We start from the raw sequence: 17,132 nt of genomic DNA, 5'->3' as shown, positions 1-17,132 counted from the left end.
CAGTGATCGTGTTTCCTGACTGGGTAACGCCTGTTGAAGGACTTACCGCATAAGTGTTAGAAGCACTGTAGTTTGATATTGTAAAACTTCCTGTAGCTGATGAACATGTAGGCTGGGTAACAGCGCTTAATGTCGGAACTGCAGGAGTTGCCGGCTGAGCGTTGATAACCGCAGCTGGTGAAGCTGCCGAAGTACATCCGTTTGCTGTAGCCGTTACCGTATAACTTCCCGCAGGAGCTGTAATTGTGTTTCCTGACTGGGTAACTCCTGTTGAAGGGCTTACCGCATAAGTATTAGAAGCACTGTAGTTTGATATGGTAAAACTTCCTGTAGCTGTTGAACATGTAGGCTGGGTTACAGCACTTAATGTTGGAACTGCTGGAGTTGCAGGCTGTGCATTGATAACCGCAGCTGATGAAGCAGCCGAAGTACAACCGTTTGCTGAAGCTGTAACTGTATAGCTTCCTGCCGGAGCAGTGATCGTGTTTCCTGACTGGGTAACGCCTGTTGAAGGACTTACCGCATAAGTGTTAGAAGCACTGTAGTTTGATATTGTAAAACTTCCTGTAGCTGATGAACATGTAGGCTGGGTAACAGCGCTTAATGTCGGAACTGCAGGTGTAGCAGGCTGTGCGTTGATAACTGCAGCTGATGAAGCAGCTGAAGTACATCCGTTTGCTGAAGCTGTAACTGTATAGCTTCCTGCCGGAGCAGTGATCGTGTTTCCTGACTGGGTAACACCTGTTGAAGGGCTTACTGCATAAGTGTTAGAAGCACTGTAGTTTGATATTGTAAAACTTCCTGTAGCTGTTGAACATGTCGGCTGGGTTACAGCACTTAATGTCGGAACTGCAGGAGTTGCTGGCTGAGCGTTAATAACCGCAGCTGATGAAGCAGCCGAGGTACATCCGTTAGCCGTAGCTGTTACTGTATAGCTTCCTGCCGGAGCTGTAATCGTGTTTCCTGACTGGGTAACGCCTGTTGAAGGGTTTACCGCATAAGTGTTAGAAGCGCTGTAATTTGATATTGTAAAACTTCCTGTAGCTGTCGAACATGTAGGCTGGGTTACAGCACTTAATGTCGGAACTGCTGGAGTTGCCGGCTGAGCGTTGATAACCGCAGCTGATGAAGCTGCTGAAGTACATCCGTTAGCCGCTGCTGTTACTGTATAACTTCCTGCCGGAGCTGTAATGGTGTTTCCTGACTGGGTAACTCCTGTTGAAGGGCTTACTGCATAAGTGTTAGAAGCACTGTAGTTTGATATTGTAAAACTTCCTGTAGCTGTTGAACATGTAGGCTGGGTTACAGCGCTTAATGTCGGAACTGCAGGAGTTGCAGGCTGTGCGTTGATAACCGCAGCTGATGAAGCAGCCGAAGTACATCCGTTAGCCGTTGCCGTTACTGTATAGCTTCCTGCCGGAGCTGTAACTGTACCTGCTGATTGTGTTACTCCCGTTGATGGGCTGATTGTATAAGTGTTAGAAGCACTGTAGTTTGATATGGTAAAACTTCCTGTTGCTGTTGAACATGTCGGCTGTGTTACAGCGCTTAATGTCGGAACTGCTGGTATAGCATTTACTGTTACTGTCGTAGCAGTTGAAGCTGGACTTTGACATCCTGAAGCATTCGCAATTCTTACACTATAAGTTCCCGAAGCAGATACAGTAATAGACTGTGTTGTTGCTCCTGTTGACCATAAATAACTGTTTCCTCCGCTAGAAGTTAAAGTAACACTTCCACCAGAACAAAAAGTTGTTGGACCACCTGCTGTAATAGTTGGTGCCGATGGTGTTGGATTTACTGTTACTGACACTAGCGTTCTAGCACTTTCACATCCAGTTAAAGTCTGGCTTACATAATAATTTGCTGATGTTAATGTTTCTGTTCCTGTATATAATGTTCCACCTGTTGAAGCACTATACCATTTTAAATTAGTTCCTGTTGCAACTAAATCGCTAACTTTTTTAGCATCTGCTACACAGAATGTTTGCGAAGATGCTGTTGGTGCAGCAGTATTATTTACTGTAACTGCCACTAAAGTTCTCGTACTCTCACAACTGTTTAGAGTCTGGCTTACATAATAATTACCTGACGTTAGTGTTTCTGTACCTGCATATAAAGTTCCTCCTGTTGAAGCACTGTACCATTTTAAACTAGTTCCAGTCGCTGCCAGATCGCTTACTTTTTTAGCATCAATTGCACAAAATGTTTGTGAAGATGCTGTAGGTGCAGCTGTATTATTTACTGTAACTGCTACTAACCTTCTTGCACTCTCTCCACAACTATTAGTAGTCTGACTTACATAGTAATTTCCTGTTGTTAATGTTTCAGTTCCATTATAAAGTGTACCTCCGCTATTTGCGCTATACCATTTTAAATTTGTTCCTGTTGCCACTAAATCACTAACTTTTTTAGCATCAGTTGCACAAAATGTTTGTGAAGATGCTGTTGGTGCAGATGGTGGAGTATCTATCGTTACCGCTACTAACGTTCTTGCACTTTCTCCACAACTATTAGCAGTTTGGCTTACATAATAATTTCCTGTAGCCAAAGTTTGATTTGTAGGAAGGGCAGTACCGCCTGAAGAAGCACTGTACCATTGTAAATTAGTTCCAGTAGCTACTAAATCGCTTACCTTTTTATTATCAGAAGAACAAAAAGTCTGAGAAGAAGCAACCGGAGCCGAAGATATCGTATTAATAGTTACAGCTACCTGAGTTCTTGTACTCTCACATCCGCTTACAGTCTGGCTTGCAAAATAATTTCCAGTTGCTAATGTCTGAGTTGTCGGAAGAGCTGTTCCGCCAGTGCTCGCACTATACCATTTCAAATTGGTACCTGTAGCCACTAAATCACTAACCTTTTTATTCTCTGAAGAGCAAAATGTCTGCGAAGAAGCTGTTGGTGCTGCAGGTACGAAAGTTACTACTGTTGCCGCAGAAATGTCACCAGGACAGCCTGCAGCATTTATTCTTCTAACAGTATAACTTCCATTCGTAGTAACTGTAATGCTTTTTGTTGTTTCTCCCGTTGACCATAAATAAGTACCTGAACCACCAGATGATGTTAATACAACACTTCCTGTTGCACATGTAGTAGAGCCACTTGCTGTAATTGTAGCTGAATTTGCTTTCGCGTTAATTGTTACCACTACCGGCTTTATAAACTGACATCCATCAGCAGAAACTGCTTTTATGTAATAAGTTCCCGAAGCAGTAACAGCACTTGGTGTTGGATAAGCAGTAGATGCAGCTGAATCTGTCCAATATGAAAGTGTCATATTTGGAGTACTTCCTGCTGTAACTGCCGGAGCTGTTAAATCAACCGTAGCAGGGGCGCAAATTGCAGCAGGGTTAGTAATAATAAGATTAGATGTCTTTGGAGTTACTGCAGCACTAGCTGAATTGTTTGCCGTATTAGTATCTATTGATGCTGGTAACGAGGCAGTATTTGTATAATTACCTGTTGTATTTATTGTTGCAGTAATTTTTAAGGTTACAGATGTTTGAGCATCTACATCTCCAATACTCCAACTACCGCTTGCCGAATCATAAACACCTACTGATGGCGTTGAACTTACATAAGTATAGCCTGAAGGAAGCAAATCATTTACCGAAACCCCTGAAACATTATTACCTCCTAAATTGCTTACTTTAACAGTAAATTCTACAGTTGATCCTAAACACGGTGTCGCATTATCAACTGTTTTTGTAATTCCTAAATCAGTACATAAAGTAACACTAACAGGTTTTGACTGTGTTTGAGCTCCACAAGTTAAAGTTGAAGCTACAGAATATGCTCCTGTTTTTGTTGCTGTATAAGTTGAAGAATTAGCACCTGCTATTGCCGTACCATTATAATACCATTGGTAAGGTGCAAAACCAGCTGGCGTTGTCAATTCTGCTTTATTATTAGTACATCCTCCACCAGAAATATAAGTCATGGTTGGATCTTCTGGCTGAACCGCAAAATTAGAGAAAAACCCTGCCATCGAGAATCCTCCTCCTTGCTGTACAATTGAAACCGTTAATTTTGCCGCACTTGAAATAGAAAGAACATTTGGGCTTCCTATTTGAGTATCTTCAAAATTAATCAAATACCAGCCTGTAGTTCCTAATTGATGACGGGCTGTAATACCACTTATAGTCTCAATATTAGTTCCATTTACAGTTACTACATCTGTAGCACTTCTTAAAAGTATATACCCAAAATATGGTAATGAACCAGTACCATAATTTCTAAACTTTGCTGTTTCTATAAAATTAGATCCCCCGCATTCTGATACTGGCGCAATTGTCGAAATATCAACCTCACAAGATTGGGCTGTACCTGAATACACAACAATTTTCTTATCTGCAAAAACACGCGATGCCGAAAAACTTGTATTCGACACACCATTTTGAAAAGTATAAAAACTCCCCGCTGTTGCCAAAGTAACGTTAGTTGTACCAACTAATGCTCCTGTTGTTGAATATGTATCTATTGTTAAAGCTGTATTGTCTTTTGTAGCAACTACAGTAGTTTGTTCTGCAGTATCATTTCCTTTTCCTCTTTCAATAAAGTACTCCGTTCCTAAAACTGATTCAGGCGGAACCTGATTAAAAGCCCCATCTCCACAGCCACCCGGCATATCTATCGCCGATGAAGTATTCATCACAGCAGGACTTGAAGACTCAACCAATGTTCCTATAGCTGCTTTAAACAAATAACTTTGCCCTGCATTTAATGTAGCTGCAACAGCATTATTAATTTTTACAGTTGTATTATTAGCAGTTGCCATAATACTATAAATTGGACGTTGATCTCCTAACCCGCTAAAATTTCCTAATGTACCATCTCTATAATATCCTACTCTAAAACGTACCCCTACACCAGCATCACCAAAACTGGTCAATGCCGCATTTCCCTTTAGGTTTGCATCAACATTTTCCCCATTAACATAGTCATCAGAAGCAACATTTCGCATGTTTACAGACGTTGGTCCATCACTTGTTATGATCAATCCCGCCCCTGAAATTACCGTATTTAGAGGATTCATCGGAAGATCTTTCGAATAAAGCTTAAATCTGTAGACCGCTGGAGCTCCTTTTACCGCGGTTAAAGTTGTTTCTAAAGTACCATCACTCTTACTTAGTGTAATATTTACAGTAGTTGTAGAATTTGTTGCAATAACAATTTCATTTGCTTTACTAAAATATTGCCAAGGTGCCGGCGCGATATAATGTTTCGTGTAAAATTGAGCAGAAACAGTATAGCTAAGTAGTAAAAAGAATAAAACAAGAAAATTTGGTTTGGAAAACTTAAACCAGTTAAAAGTAAAGTTACGCATAGACAAACTCAGTATTAATTTGTGTAATAGATAGTATAGAAACTGAATACCAAAAATTGATTTTCAGATTATTTAGCAGATACGATAAATTGAAAGGATTGGTTTTTTGATTTTTGAAAAAAGATTTTTCAAAATCATAAAAATAATTGGAAAGCGTTTGGACCATAATTGTTTCAGGTTCAAGACACATAGTCGTCTTTGGATTAAATTAGTAGATTTGGTGCTGCGAAAGTATATAAACACCTCAATACTAGCTACATTACTCGACAAACTACCCAGAAAAACGTTGAAATACACATTTCATCGAGATAAATTAACTTTAACAAGTCAATAAACATAGTAATTTAACAATGAAACAACAGAAATTTCTTAATTTTTTAATGAAAAATTAATATTTTTTAATTTAAACGAAAAATACGCAACATTATCCTACAAAGACAAAAAAATTAAATCGATTACAAAAAGATCAAAAATCTAATTATCAACTAGTTACAATTAATTCTGTAAAATGAAAAATCGGAGAAAATTGTATTGAGATATTCCTATTTAGACTTTACTCAAGAAATTTAATATTTCGCTTAAGTCCATCAAATTTTGTTCTCTTAATAGGTGAATTTTTAAAAACTTTTTGGAAAGTTTCTTCAGTTATTTCTGCCCAATCTTTTTTAGAGAAAGAAATTAAATCCGGGTTTGGATTAAAAAGAGGTTCAGAATGCGGCTTTGAAAATCGATTCCATGGACAAACATCCTGGCAGGTATCACAGCCAAACATCCAATCATCAAATTTTCCTTGCATATCATTTGGGATATTTTCTTTTAGTTCAATAGTATAATAAGAAATACACTTGCTTCCATCTACAATATAGGGTGCAAGAATTGCCTGTGTAGGACAAGCATCAATACAAGCAGTACAAGAACCACAATGGTCTGTAACGGCATGGTCATATTCTAAATCAAGATCAAGGATAAGTTCGGCTATGAAGTAAAAAGAACCTACCTTTTGAGTTATTAAATTACTGTTTTTTCCAATCCAGCCTAAGCCGCTTTTTGACGCCCAGGCCTTATCTAAAACCGGTGCAGAATCAACAAAGGCACGACCGGAAACTTCACCTATATTCTCTTGAATCGAATAAAGAAGTTCTTTTAATTTTTCTTTTATAACGAAGTGATAATCCTGTCCATAGGCATATTTAGAAATCTTAAAACTATTATCATTTTGAGATTCCGATGGGAAATAATTCAACAATAGAGAAACCACACTTTTGCCATCATCAACCAATAAAGTTGGATCCAGGCGTTTATCAAAATGGTTCGCCATATAGGCCATTTGTCCATTATGATTATTATTCAGCCATTTCTCAAGCCGGGGCGCTTCTTGTTCCAAAAAGCCTGCTTTAGATATACCACAAGAAATAAACCCTAACCTTTTGGCCTCCTCTTTTATAAATTTTGAATATGTTTCTTTTGAATTGATACTCATCTTTTAGAAAATGAAACTTCGACGTTAACAGGTTTTAAAGTAATTAGCGGATTAAATTGAATTACATCATTTTTCGATTGAATGACATATTTTTTAATAATTTGAGATATCGTTAAGCACATTTCGTAAATGGCAAATCCGGTTCCAATACACATTCTTGGTCCGGCACCAAATGGATAAAAATATTGCATGGATTCCTTTTTTTGTTCCCCAAGAAATCTTTCGGGAATAAATTCATCCGGATCATTCCAATATTTAGGATTTCGATGCAATTCGTAAAAAGAAACTCCAATTAATGTACCCTTTTTAATTTTGAATTGAGCCAAAGAATCATCCTCAATATTTTGCCTGTCTGTAATCCAGGCTGGCGGATATAATCGCATAGATTCGTTCAAAACGGCATTGGTATATGTCATTTTTTGAAGCTGTTCAATAACGTTTTCGGTTTGCGACTCAATCTCAATGATTTCATCAAATATTTTTTGCTGCACTTCTGGGTTTCTGCCTAAAAGATGAAGCGTAAATGTTAAAGCATTTGCAGTTGTTTCATGTCCTGCGATAAACAAAACCTTAATTTCATCAACCAATTGTTCAATAGACATACCTTCACCCGTATCTTCGTATCTCGTTTCCAAAAGCATATTCAATAAATCATTGATTTCTTCTTTTGAAACTTTTCTTTCTTCAATGATTTCCCGAATAATTCTATTATTCTCTTCAGCCAGCATGAGATGTTTCTTTACCTGGCCACTTAATGAAAACCACCACGCTTTATGCGGAAGTCTAATTTCTTTAATTAAAAAATTCTGAACTTCTTCAATTATAAATTTGATTCGGTGAAATTTATTTTCGGCAGTTGAAAGTTGAAATAAAGATTTAGCAACGACATTAAATGCCAAATTACTCATTACAGGAAAAAGATCAATCGCTTTATCCTCTACTAAACTATCTAATTCTGCACTAATAGCTTTATTCATATTATCTACCAGCTGATTCATCTTTTGTTTATGAAAAGCCGGTTGAATAAGACGTCTTTGTTTCAGCCAAAAATCACCATCGCTTGTTAAAAGCCCTTTTCCTAAATACTTAGAAAGATATACAGATTGAAATTTAGATTTCTGATAGTTCTTCTGGTTTTTAACTAAAATATACTGTGCAATTTCATTATCTCTTGACAAGATTATATACTTTGAAGAACCAATTCTGATAGAAAAAGAATCACCGAATCTCTCAAAATATCTTTTATGAAAAGGAATCGGATTTCTACGAACACCTTCGGCATCTTTAAAAAATCTGAGTATCGATAATTTATTAGGGTAAATATATTTTATATTTTCAGACATTTTGAATAGAATTAAAATAATTCACCTTGAATATTGATCTTTATATTTTTTGATTATCAATCTATTTATTGTGCTGTATAATCCATTCTGTAATATCATTTATATTCTGAATTTCAGTTTCAGGTGTATTCATTCCAACATCATGACCTTTACCTTCTCTAATTATCAATTTCGTCTCTACTCCTTTCCTTTTTAATTCATCATAAAGATTTTGAGATTGGCTGACATTAACCAAATTATCTGCATCACCATGAATCAGTAATGTTGGTATATTCGAAATAGTATTAAAAGGACTAATTTTAATTAATGCCGGATTAGCTCCATTTTTAATTTTAGTTCCTGCCAGTTTTTCGATAATATCCAGATGACCATTCTTTCTCATAAATTCGACAGCTTCAGAAGAATCTAATCTTGATGGTGCACAAAGTGCTGTTACAGATTTCATATTTTTTTTGGTATAACCATATAATAATGCTAAATGGGCACCAGCACTAATTCCAACAATATGATAGCCTTTCTTCACATAACCGTATTTATTAGAAGCTTCTGAAACGTAAGCAACAGCTGCATCGATATCTGCTAGTAAATCTTTACCCGAAATATTGTCACTTACATAACGATAATCGACATTCGCAACAACAAATCCTTTATTACAAATATCCTGAGCATGTTTACTCGTATACTCAAGTCCGCCCATTGACCAAGCTCCTCCATGAAGAAGTATAACAACAGGTACATCTTTTAAATCCCCATTCGGGATGTATAGATCTAAAACTTGCTGCGACGATTTTCCATAAGCAAGATGCGGAAAATACTTAGTCTGACCAAAAGAACTGCAATATGTAAATAATAAAAATAAAACGAGATGTTTCATGATATGTCTTTAAAATAATCCTCCCTGAATATTTGTATTTACCTTTCCTAAATGTTTATACGCTTTCTCTGTAACTTCACGACCTCGCGGAGTACGCATAATGAATCCTTCCTGAATTAAAAAAGGTTCGTAAACTTCCTCAATAGTTTCACTGCTTTCAGATACTGCAGTAGCCAAAGTCGAAAGTCCAACAGGCCCTCCTTTAAATTTATTGATAATGGTTAATAATATCTTGTTGTCCATTTCGTCAAGCCCATGAGCATCTACATTCAGTGCTTTTAGTGCATATCTGGCAATTTCAAGATCAATAGTACCATTACCTTTAATCTGTGCAAAATCACGAACTCTGCGCAATAATGCATTTGCAATACGAGGAGTTCCGCGACTACGGCCTGCTATTTCAATTGCTGCTTCAAGATCAATTGGCATTTTTAATATACCGGCACTTCTCTCCACAATAGTAGTTAAAAGCTCTGTAGAATAATATTGTAAACGAGACGAAATTCCAAAACGAGCTCTCATTGGAGCTGTTAATAATCCAGAACGGGTAGTTGCTCCAATTAAGGTGAACGGATTTAGATTAATTTGAACTGTTCTTGCATTTGGACCAGATTCAATCATGATATCAATTTTGAAATCTTCCATTGCCGAATATAAGTATTCTTCCACAATAGGACTCAAACGATGGATCTCGTCTATAAATAAAACATCTCTTTCATCAAGATTAGTTAATAAACCGGCTAAGTCTCCCGGTTTATCCAGAACAGGCCCCGAAGTAATTTTGATACCTACTTCCAGCTCATTTGCAAGAATATTAGCCAAAGTCGTTTTACCAAGCCCAGGAGGTCCATGAAACAAAGCATGATCAAGTGCCTCACCACGCTGATTTGCAGCTGCGACAAAAACTTTTAAGTTCTCTAAAACTTGGTCCTGACCGGCAAAATCATCAAATGACAGTGGACGCAATCTTTTTTCAAGATCTAATTCTTCTGGGTTATATCCTTTTGTAGTAGGATCTAGGTTTTCATTCATTCTACAAAGATATAGAAACTAATCAGTTTGTAAAACAGTAAATCTGAACGATTAAAACTTTAACTAAAGAAAAAAGACCGTCATTTCTGACGGTCTTTTGATATTTTTAGTGGTGTAAAACTTCTTCACCTTCTTTCATAGGTACATTTTGAGGAACAAAATCGACATCGTGATTTGGGTTACTATAGTCATACGGCCAACGATATACGTGAGGAATTTCTCCTGGCCAGTTTCCGTGAATATGCTCAACTGGAGTTGTCCACTCTAAAGTTGTAGATTTCCATGGATTTTGAACTGCTTTCTTACCGTAGAAAATACTACTAAAGAAGTTGTATAAGAATACTAACTGGAACGCTCCACCTACAAGAGCAAATGTTGTAATTAAAACATTCACATTTTGTAAATCATCAAATAATGGGAAGTTAGTATTTGTATAGTAACGTCTTGGTAAACCTGCTAATCCAATAAAGTGCATTGGGAAGAAAACTCCGTAAGCACAAACTGCTGTTACCCAAAAGTGAATATAACCTAAGTTTTTATTTAACATTCTTCCGTACATTTTAGGGAACCAGTGGTAAATACCAGCAAACATTCCGTAAAGTGCAGAGATACCCATTACTAAGTGAAAGTGAGCAATTACGAAGTAAGTATCGTGAACGTTAATATCTAAAGTACTATCTCCTAAAATGATTCCAGTTAAACCTCCAGTGATGAAAGTAGAAACCATTCCGATAGAGAACAACATTGCAGGGTTAAATTGTAAGTTACCTTTCCACAAAGTTGTAATCCAGTTGAAAGCTTTTACAGCAGATGGAATTGCAATCAATAAAGTTGTAAAAGTAAATACAGATCCTAAGAAAGGATTCATACCAGAGATAAACATGTGGTGACCCCAAACAATAGTTGATAAGAATGCAATTGCAAGAACTGACATAATCATCGCTCTGTATCCGAAGATTGGTTTACGAGAGTTCGTAGCCATAATTTCAGAAACAAGACCCATCGCTGGTAAGATTACGATATAAACCTCAGGGTGACCTAAGAACCAGAATAAGTGCTCAAACAATACTGGAGAACCTCCTTGGTAGTGTAAAACCTCTCCTGCTATATAGATATCAGATAAGAAGAATGAAGTACCAAAACTTCTATCAAAAATCAATAATAAAGCAGCAGATAATAATACTGGGAATGAAATAACACCAATAATAGCTGTTACGAAAAATGTCCAGATTGTAAGTGGAAGTCTAGTCATAGACATTCCTTTAGTTCTCAAGTTGATAACAGTTACAATGTAGTTTAATGATCCCATTAATGAAGATGCAATAAAGATAGCCATTGAAACTAACCATAAAGTCATACCTGCTCCAGATCCTGGAATAGCTTGTGGTAAAGCACTTAATGGAGGATAAATTGTCCAACCTGCAGAAGCTGGTCCAGCTTCAACAAATAAAGAACTTAACATTACTACAGCAGATATAAAAAACAACCAGTATGAAATCATATTCATAAATCCAGAAGCCATATCTCGCGCTCCAATTTGTAGTGGAATAAGTAAGTTACTAAAAGTTCCACTCAAACCAGCTGTCAGTACAAAGAATACCATGATGGTACCGTGAATTGTAACTAAAGCCAGATAAATATCATTTGCCATAACACCGTCAGGTGCAAATTTATCTCCTAATAAAACATTGAATATTTTAAAAGACTCTTCTGGCCACGCTAATTGCATTCTGAAAAGCAAGGACATTGCAATACCAATTACTCCCATAACAATACCAGTAATCAAGTATTGTTTAGCAATCATTTTGTGATCAATACTAAAAATATATTTAGTAATGAACGTGTCTTTATGATGATGTTCGTGCTCGTGATCGTGTCCGTGATCGTGACCGTGCGCTTCTGCTGACATATATGTGTACTTTAAATTTTCTTAATAATATTATTTCATAGCTACTTTAGCAACCGCAGCCTTAACAGTATCGATAACTGCTTTTACAGTATCTTTTACTTTAGCAGCAGTATCTACAGCAGCTCCTTCAACTCCTTCAGCTGGTTTTTCAGCAGCAGCTGCCGCTTTAATATCCTGAGCTAAAGTTGTTTTTTCACTTAACCATTTTTTATAATCTTCAGGAGTATCAACAACAACTTTCATTTGCATGTTATAGTGTGAAGCTCCACAGATTTTATTACACAATAATAAATAATCAAATGTATAAGGATCTAAAGCTGTTCCTCCTTTTGCAACTAACTCAACACTTTTTTCAGCTCTAAGTTTATTGATATTTGCCACTTTTTCAATCATAAATGGCAACTCTCTGTACTCTGCAGTAGTGTAAGTTGGAACGAAAGCAAATTCAGTAACCATTCCAGGTACACAGTTCATCTGCGCTCTAAAGTGAGGCATGTAAGCTGAGTGTAAAACGTCTTGAGAACGCATTTTGAAATGTACTTTTTTACCTTTAGGAATATGTAATTCAGTAACTACAATATCATCTTGAGAATTAGGATCTGACATATCAACTCCTAATGTGTTGATTCCTTCAATTAAACGTACGTTAGCTTTTCCTAAAACATTATCATTTCCTGCATATCTGGCAGTCCATTTAAATTGCTGAGCGTATAATTCAATTTCAACTACATCTTCATCTTTGTCAACAAACATAATGTTATTCCAAGCATACAATCCGTAAAGAATTAAACATGCTAAAACTACAGATGGAATAATACTCCAGATTGCCTCTAATTTATTACTATCTGCAAAAAATAATGCTTTTCTATCTTTATGTCCTCTATTTTTAAAAGAAAACCAATATAGTAAACCTTGTGTAATAACCTGTACTGTAAAGATCAACACCCAAGTAATATTCATTAAACTATCTACTAAAATTCCATGCTCAGAAGCAGGAGTATGAAGTGCCAAATTACCCCATTTTAGTAAACCATAAATAGTAAATATATAAATGAATGCCAAAAAGCCAAACATGATATATCCCTGAATGTTATTATCATTATCTGATGCAACTTGAGAATCGTCCGAAGAAGATCCTACTTGAGTAAGATCAAATATCTTGGTCAATTGCCATAGTGCAACTGCTAATAAAACTAAAACTATAATTACCAACAAACTTGTCATCTGTTTACTTCTTTAAATATTAATAATGAAAATGTTTACTTTCTTCAATGAAAGGATTTCTTTTTGCAAGCAAAGGTGACTTAGTTAATGCAGTAAATACAACAAATATAAATAGACCTAAGAAGAAAAGAATAGACGCAATTTCAGGAACTCCAATAAACCATTTGTCTCCAACTGTACCAGGCATAATCATATTAAAGAAATCAACATAATGACCTAATAATATTACAACACCCGCCATAACAATAACCCAGCTAAGACGTTTAAAGTCAGTATTGATTAATATTAATAATGGGAAAACAAAATTCATAACAACTGCACCAAAGAAAGGCAGGTTATACAATTGAATTCTTGTTACAAAATAAGTTACCTCCTCTGGAATGTTAGCATACCAGATCAACATGAATTGAGAAAACCATAAGTAAGTCCAGAAAACGCTAATACCAAACATAAATTTAGCTAAATCGTGAATGTGACTTGTATTTACGTATTCTAAATATCCTTTAGATTTTAAATATATTGTAACTAAAGCTATTGAAGTAATTCCGCTTACAAAGAAAGAAGCGAAAACATACCATCCAAACAAAGTACTGAACCAGTGAGGATCAAATGACATAATCCAGTCCCAAGACATAATTGATTCAGAAACAATAAAGAAAACTAAGAATCCTGCAGATAACTTAAAGTTCTTTTTGTAGTAAAGATCATCGTTAGCTTCGTCTTGAGCTAAACAGTTTTTTCTAGAAAAATGACGGTATAAATTCCATCCTAGTAAAAAGATAAAAGCTCTAACAATCCAAAATGGAAAGTTTAAATATCCAGATTTACCCGCAATTATTTCATCATAATCAGCATGAGTTGGATCTGTAACATGCTCACCTAACCATACAAAAATATGATTAAAATGTAATCCGCATAAAACTAAGATTATAAAAAAGATGATAGAACCTGCAGGCAAATAAGCTGTAATACCTTGCATTACTCTAAACAAAACTGGAGACCAACCTGCCTGAGCAACTTGTTGAATAGCATAAAAAGCTAAAACCCCCATAGAAAGCAGTAAAAAGAAAATACAAGCTACATATAATGCAGACCAAGGCTTGTTTTGCAATTGGTGCAATACGTGATTTAAATGTTCTGTGTGTTCATCAGCAGCGCCAACTTTTGCGTGCTCTCCACCTTTGTGTTCTTCGTGTGAAGCTTCAGCGGCAGCTTCATGATGTCCTGCTTCTTTATGAGAAACCTCTGCAGATTCCGCATGCGCAGCACCATGTTCTCCATGAGCCTCAGCAGCTAGTATTTTTTCAACTTCTTGAATATCTTTAGGCGCACTTAAAAAACCATACCCAATTCCTAATAGTCCAAGAACCATTAAGATGATAGAAAAAGTTTTTAATTTACTTGAAAATGTATACATATCTATTACGATCAGTTTGTTCAACAATTATAATTGGCTTTTTAGTTTTAGAACATAGTCAGCAACTAACCAACGTTCGTGGGCACTTAATTGATTTGCGTGTGAACCCATTGCATTTAAACCATAAGTTTCAACGTGAAATATACTTCCTTCAGTAATATCTCTGTCTTTATAGCTAGGTACTCCAAGAAATTTTTCTCTTTCAACCAATTTACCTTTACCGTTACCAGCAGCACCATGGCAGCTGATACAATAAATTTCGAAAAGTTCTTTACCTTTTCCAGAATTTCTTTCTTCTTCAGTCAAAGGAGATTTTAAATTAGCTTTTGCCAATTCATAACCTGTAGTCGAATTTTCATATTCATAAGGCTCAAAACCTCTATTAATAGTTCCTTCAACAGGAAGCTGTCCTTCTTTGTCTCCTTTAAATATTTTTGCCTCTGTATATGGCTCATATGCCACAGATTCATACATATTTGGGAAATACTGATAGTTTGGTGCCGAATTATTGTGGCAAGATGAAACTAAAATAGTTATACCAACTAAAAGTGTTATTTTATATATCCTTTTCATAGCTACAATTAATTCTTTTCAATTACTTTAACTTCAACAGCTCCTGTACCTTCGAAAAAAGAAACAAGTTCTGCTTCGTTATCGTTTACAGCAACTTCCATTAAGAAATGGTCATCTGTTGTTCTTACATCAGGATTCTCAGCTTGCTTAAATGGCCATAATCTACTTCTCATATAAAAAGTAATTACCATTAAGTGCGCAGCGAAAAATACAGTCATCTCAAACATAATTGGCACAAAAGAAGGCATATTCTGAATGAAACTAAAACTTGGTTTTCCACCAATATCCTGCGGCCAGTCATGAATCATAATATAACTCATCATTGTTGTTGCAACAGAAATACCAACACATCCATATAGGAAAGCACAAATTGCTAATCTTGTTGGTGCTAAACCCATGGCTTTATCCAATCCGTGAACTGGGAATGGAGTAAAAACCTCTTCAATATGATGATGAGCAGCTCTGGTTTTCTTTACTGCATCCATCAAAATATCATCGTCATTATAAATGGCGTATATTACTTTATTACTCATGATGTGAATCTTTATTTGCTCTTTCTCTAATGTAATTATCTCCTGTTCCTTTCAAAATTGTTTTTACCTCTGCCTGAGCAATTACAGGGAATGTTCTAGAGTATAATAAAAACAATACAAAGAAGAAACCAATTGTTCCAATGAAAATTCCAATATCAACAAATGTTGGTGAGAACATTGTCCAAGAAGATGGAAGGTAATCTCTATGTAAAGAAGTAACAATAATTACGAATCTTTCAAACCACATTCCGATGTTTACAACGATCGAAATAATAAATGAAAACATGATACTTGTTCTTAATTTTTTGAACCACATAAATTGTGGAGAGAAAACGTTACAAGTCATCATCGACCAATATGCCCACCAGTAAGGTCCGGTAGCTCTGTTTAAGAATGCATACTGCTCATATTCTACACCTGAATACCAAGCTACAAATAACTCAGTGATGTAAGCTACACCTACTATAGATCCAGTAATCATGATAATGATGTTCATTAACTCGATATGCTGTAATGTAATGTATGCTTCAAGGTTAGAAACTTTTCTCATAACGATCAACAATGTATTTACCATCGCAAATCCTGAGAATACCGCTCCAGCAACGAAGTATGGAGGGAAAATTGTTGTATGCCATCCTGGAATTACAGAAGTAGCAAAGTCCATAGATACAATCGTGTGTACAGAAAGTACAAGAGGAGTAGCTAAACCAGCTAATACTAAAGATACTTCTTCAAAACGCTGCCAGTCTTTTGCTCTTCCACTCCATCCAAAACTTAGGATAGAATAAACTCTTTTATTAAATGGAGTTATAGCTCTATCACGAAGCATTGCAAAGTCAGGTAATAAACCAGTCCACCAGAAAACTAATGATACTGAAAGATACGTTGAGATTGCGAATACGTCCCAAAGCAATGGTGAGTTAAAGTTTACCCATAAAGATCCAAATTGATTTGGAATAGGTAAAACCCAGTATGCTAACCATGGACGTCCCATGTGAATAATTGGAAATAAACCTGCTTGAACTACTGAGAAGATAGTCATTGCTTCTGCAGAACGGTTAATAGCCATTCTCCAACGTTGACGGAAAAGTAATAATACCGCAGAAATCAAAGTTCCAGCGTGACCAATACCAACCCACCAAACGAAGTTAGTAATATCCCAAGCCCAACCAACTGTTTTATTTAATCCCCATGTTCCAATTCCGGTAGATACGGTGTAAATTATACAGCCTAACCCCCAAAGGAAGGCTGTTAATGCGATTGAAAATACAATCCACCATTGTTTATTTGCAGGTCCTTCAACAGGCGCTGCCACATCTACAGTTACATCATGATATGATTTATCACCTATAACTAAAGGTTTTCTAATGGGTGCTTCGTAGTGAGACGACATAATCCTTTATATTGTTTCTTAATTA

11 protein-coding genes are annotated in these 17,132 nt (G+C 36.1%); all 11 read right to left on the bottom strand.

All coding sequences use genetic code 11. From position 1 onward, the window contains the following. Positions 1-5,329 (bottom strand): Ig-like domain-containing protein (locus FLAPXU55_RS02230; protein WP_180856380.1); only part of this gene is annotated, 5,329 nt, incomplete at its 3' end. Positions 5,330-5,882: 553 nt separating this feature from the next. Further along, positions 5,883-6,809, bottom strand: a complete 927-nt coding sequence (gene queG / locus FLAPXU55_RS02225; protein WP_180856379.1) for a tRNA epoxyqueuosine(34) reductase QueG — start codon at positions 6,807-6,809, stop codon at positions 5,883-5,885. Further along, positions 6,806-8,152, bottom strand: a complete 1,347-nt coding sequence (locus tag FLAPXU55_RS02220) for a cytochrome P450 (protein WP_180856378.1) — start codon at positions 8,150-8,152, stop codon at positions 6,806-6,808. Before FLAPXU55_RS02220 ends, queG begins: the two co-directional genes overlap by 4 nt. A 61-nt stretch (positions 8,153-8,213) precedes the next feature. Beyond that, positions 8,214-9,026, bottom strand: a complete 813-nt coding sequence (locus FLAPXU55_RS02215; RefSeq protein ID WP_180856377.1) for an alpha/beta hydrolase — start codon at positions 9,024-9,026, stop codon at positions 8,214-8,216. Between the two features lie 9 nt (positions 9,027-9,035). Further along, positions 9,036-10,058, bottom strand: a complete 1,023-nt coding sequence (gene ruvB, locus FLAPXU55_RS02210; RefSeq protein WP_053474381.1) for a Holliday junction branch migration DNA helicase RuvB — start codon at positions 10,056-10,058, stop codon at positions 9,036-9,038. 106 nt (positions 10,059-10,164) lie between these two features. Continuing rightward, positions 10,165-11,967: a cytochrome c oxidase subunit I gene (locus tag FLAPXU55_RS02205; protein WP_053474382.1), complete on the bottom strand. Its 1,803-nt coding sequence runs from the start codon at positions 11,965-11,967 to the stop codon at positions 10,165-10,167. 30 nt (positions 11,968-11,997) lie between these two features. Next, positions 11,998-13,191, bottom strand: coding sequence for a cytochrome c oxidase subunit II (locus FLAPXU55_RS02200; RefSeq protein WP_180856376.1), 1,194 nt, complete (start codon positions 13,189-13,191; stop codon positions 11,998-12,000). 19 nt (positions 13,192-13,210) lie between these two features. Further along, entirely contained in the window at positions 13,211-14,608 is a 1,398-nt protein-coding gene (locus FLAPXU55_RS02195; RefSeq protein WP_053474384.1) for a cation-translocating P-type ATPase, read from the bottom strand. Between the two features lie 27 nt (positions 14,609-14,635). Next, on the bottom strand, positions 14,636-15,181 hold the full coding sequence (locus tag FLAPXU55_RS02190) for a c-type cytochrome (protein ID WP_053474385.1): 546 nt from the start codon (positions 15,179-15,181) through the stop codon (positions 14,636-14,638). An 8-nt stretch (positions 15,182-15,189) separates the two neighbouring features. Then, positions 15,190-15,714, bottom strand: a complete 525-nt coding sequence (locus tag FLAPXU55_RS02185; protein WP_025572651.1) for a DUF3341 domain-containing protein — start codon at positions 15,712-15,714, stop codon at positions 15,190-15,192. Beyond that, the gene (gene nrfD, locus FLAPXU55_RS02180) at positions 15,707-17,107 is read right to left on the bottom strand and encodes an NrfD/PsrC family molybdoenzyme membrane anchor subunit (RefSeq protein ID WP_053474386.1); all 1,401 of its coding nucleotides are present in this window, start codon (positions 17,105-17,107) and stop codon (positions 15,707-15,709) included. The genes FLAPXU55_RS02185 and nrfD overlap by 8 nt, the downstream gene beginning before the upstream one ends. Positions 17,108-17,132 lie beyond the last annotated feature (25 nt).

It is taken from the genome of Flavobacterium panici, from assembly GCF_903819335.1.
Lineage (GTDB): Bacteria > Bacteroidota > Bacteroidia > Flavobacteriales > Flavobacteriaceae > Flavobacterium > Flavobacterium panici.
The sequence above is the reverse complement of the archived record's forward strand: the minus strand, read 5'-3'. Positions and strand labels throughout refer to the sequence as shown.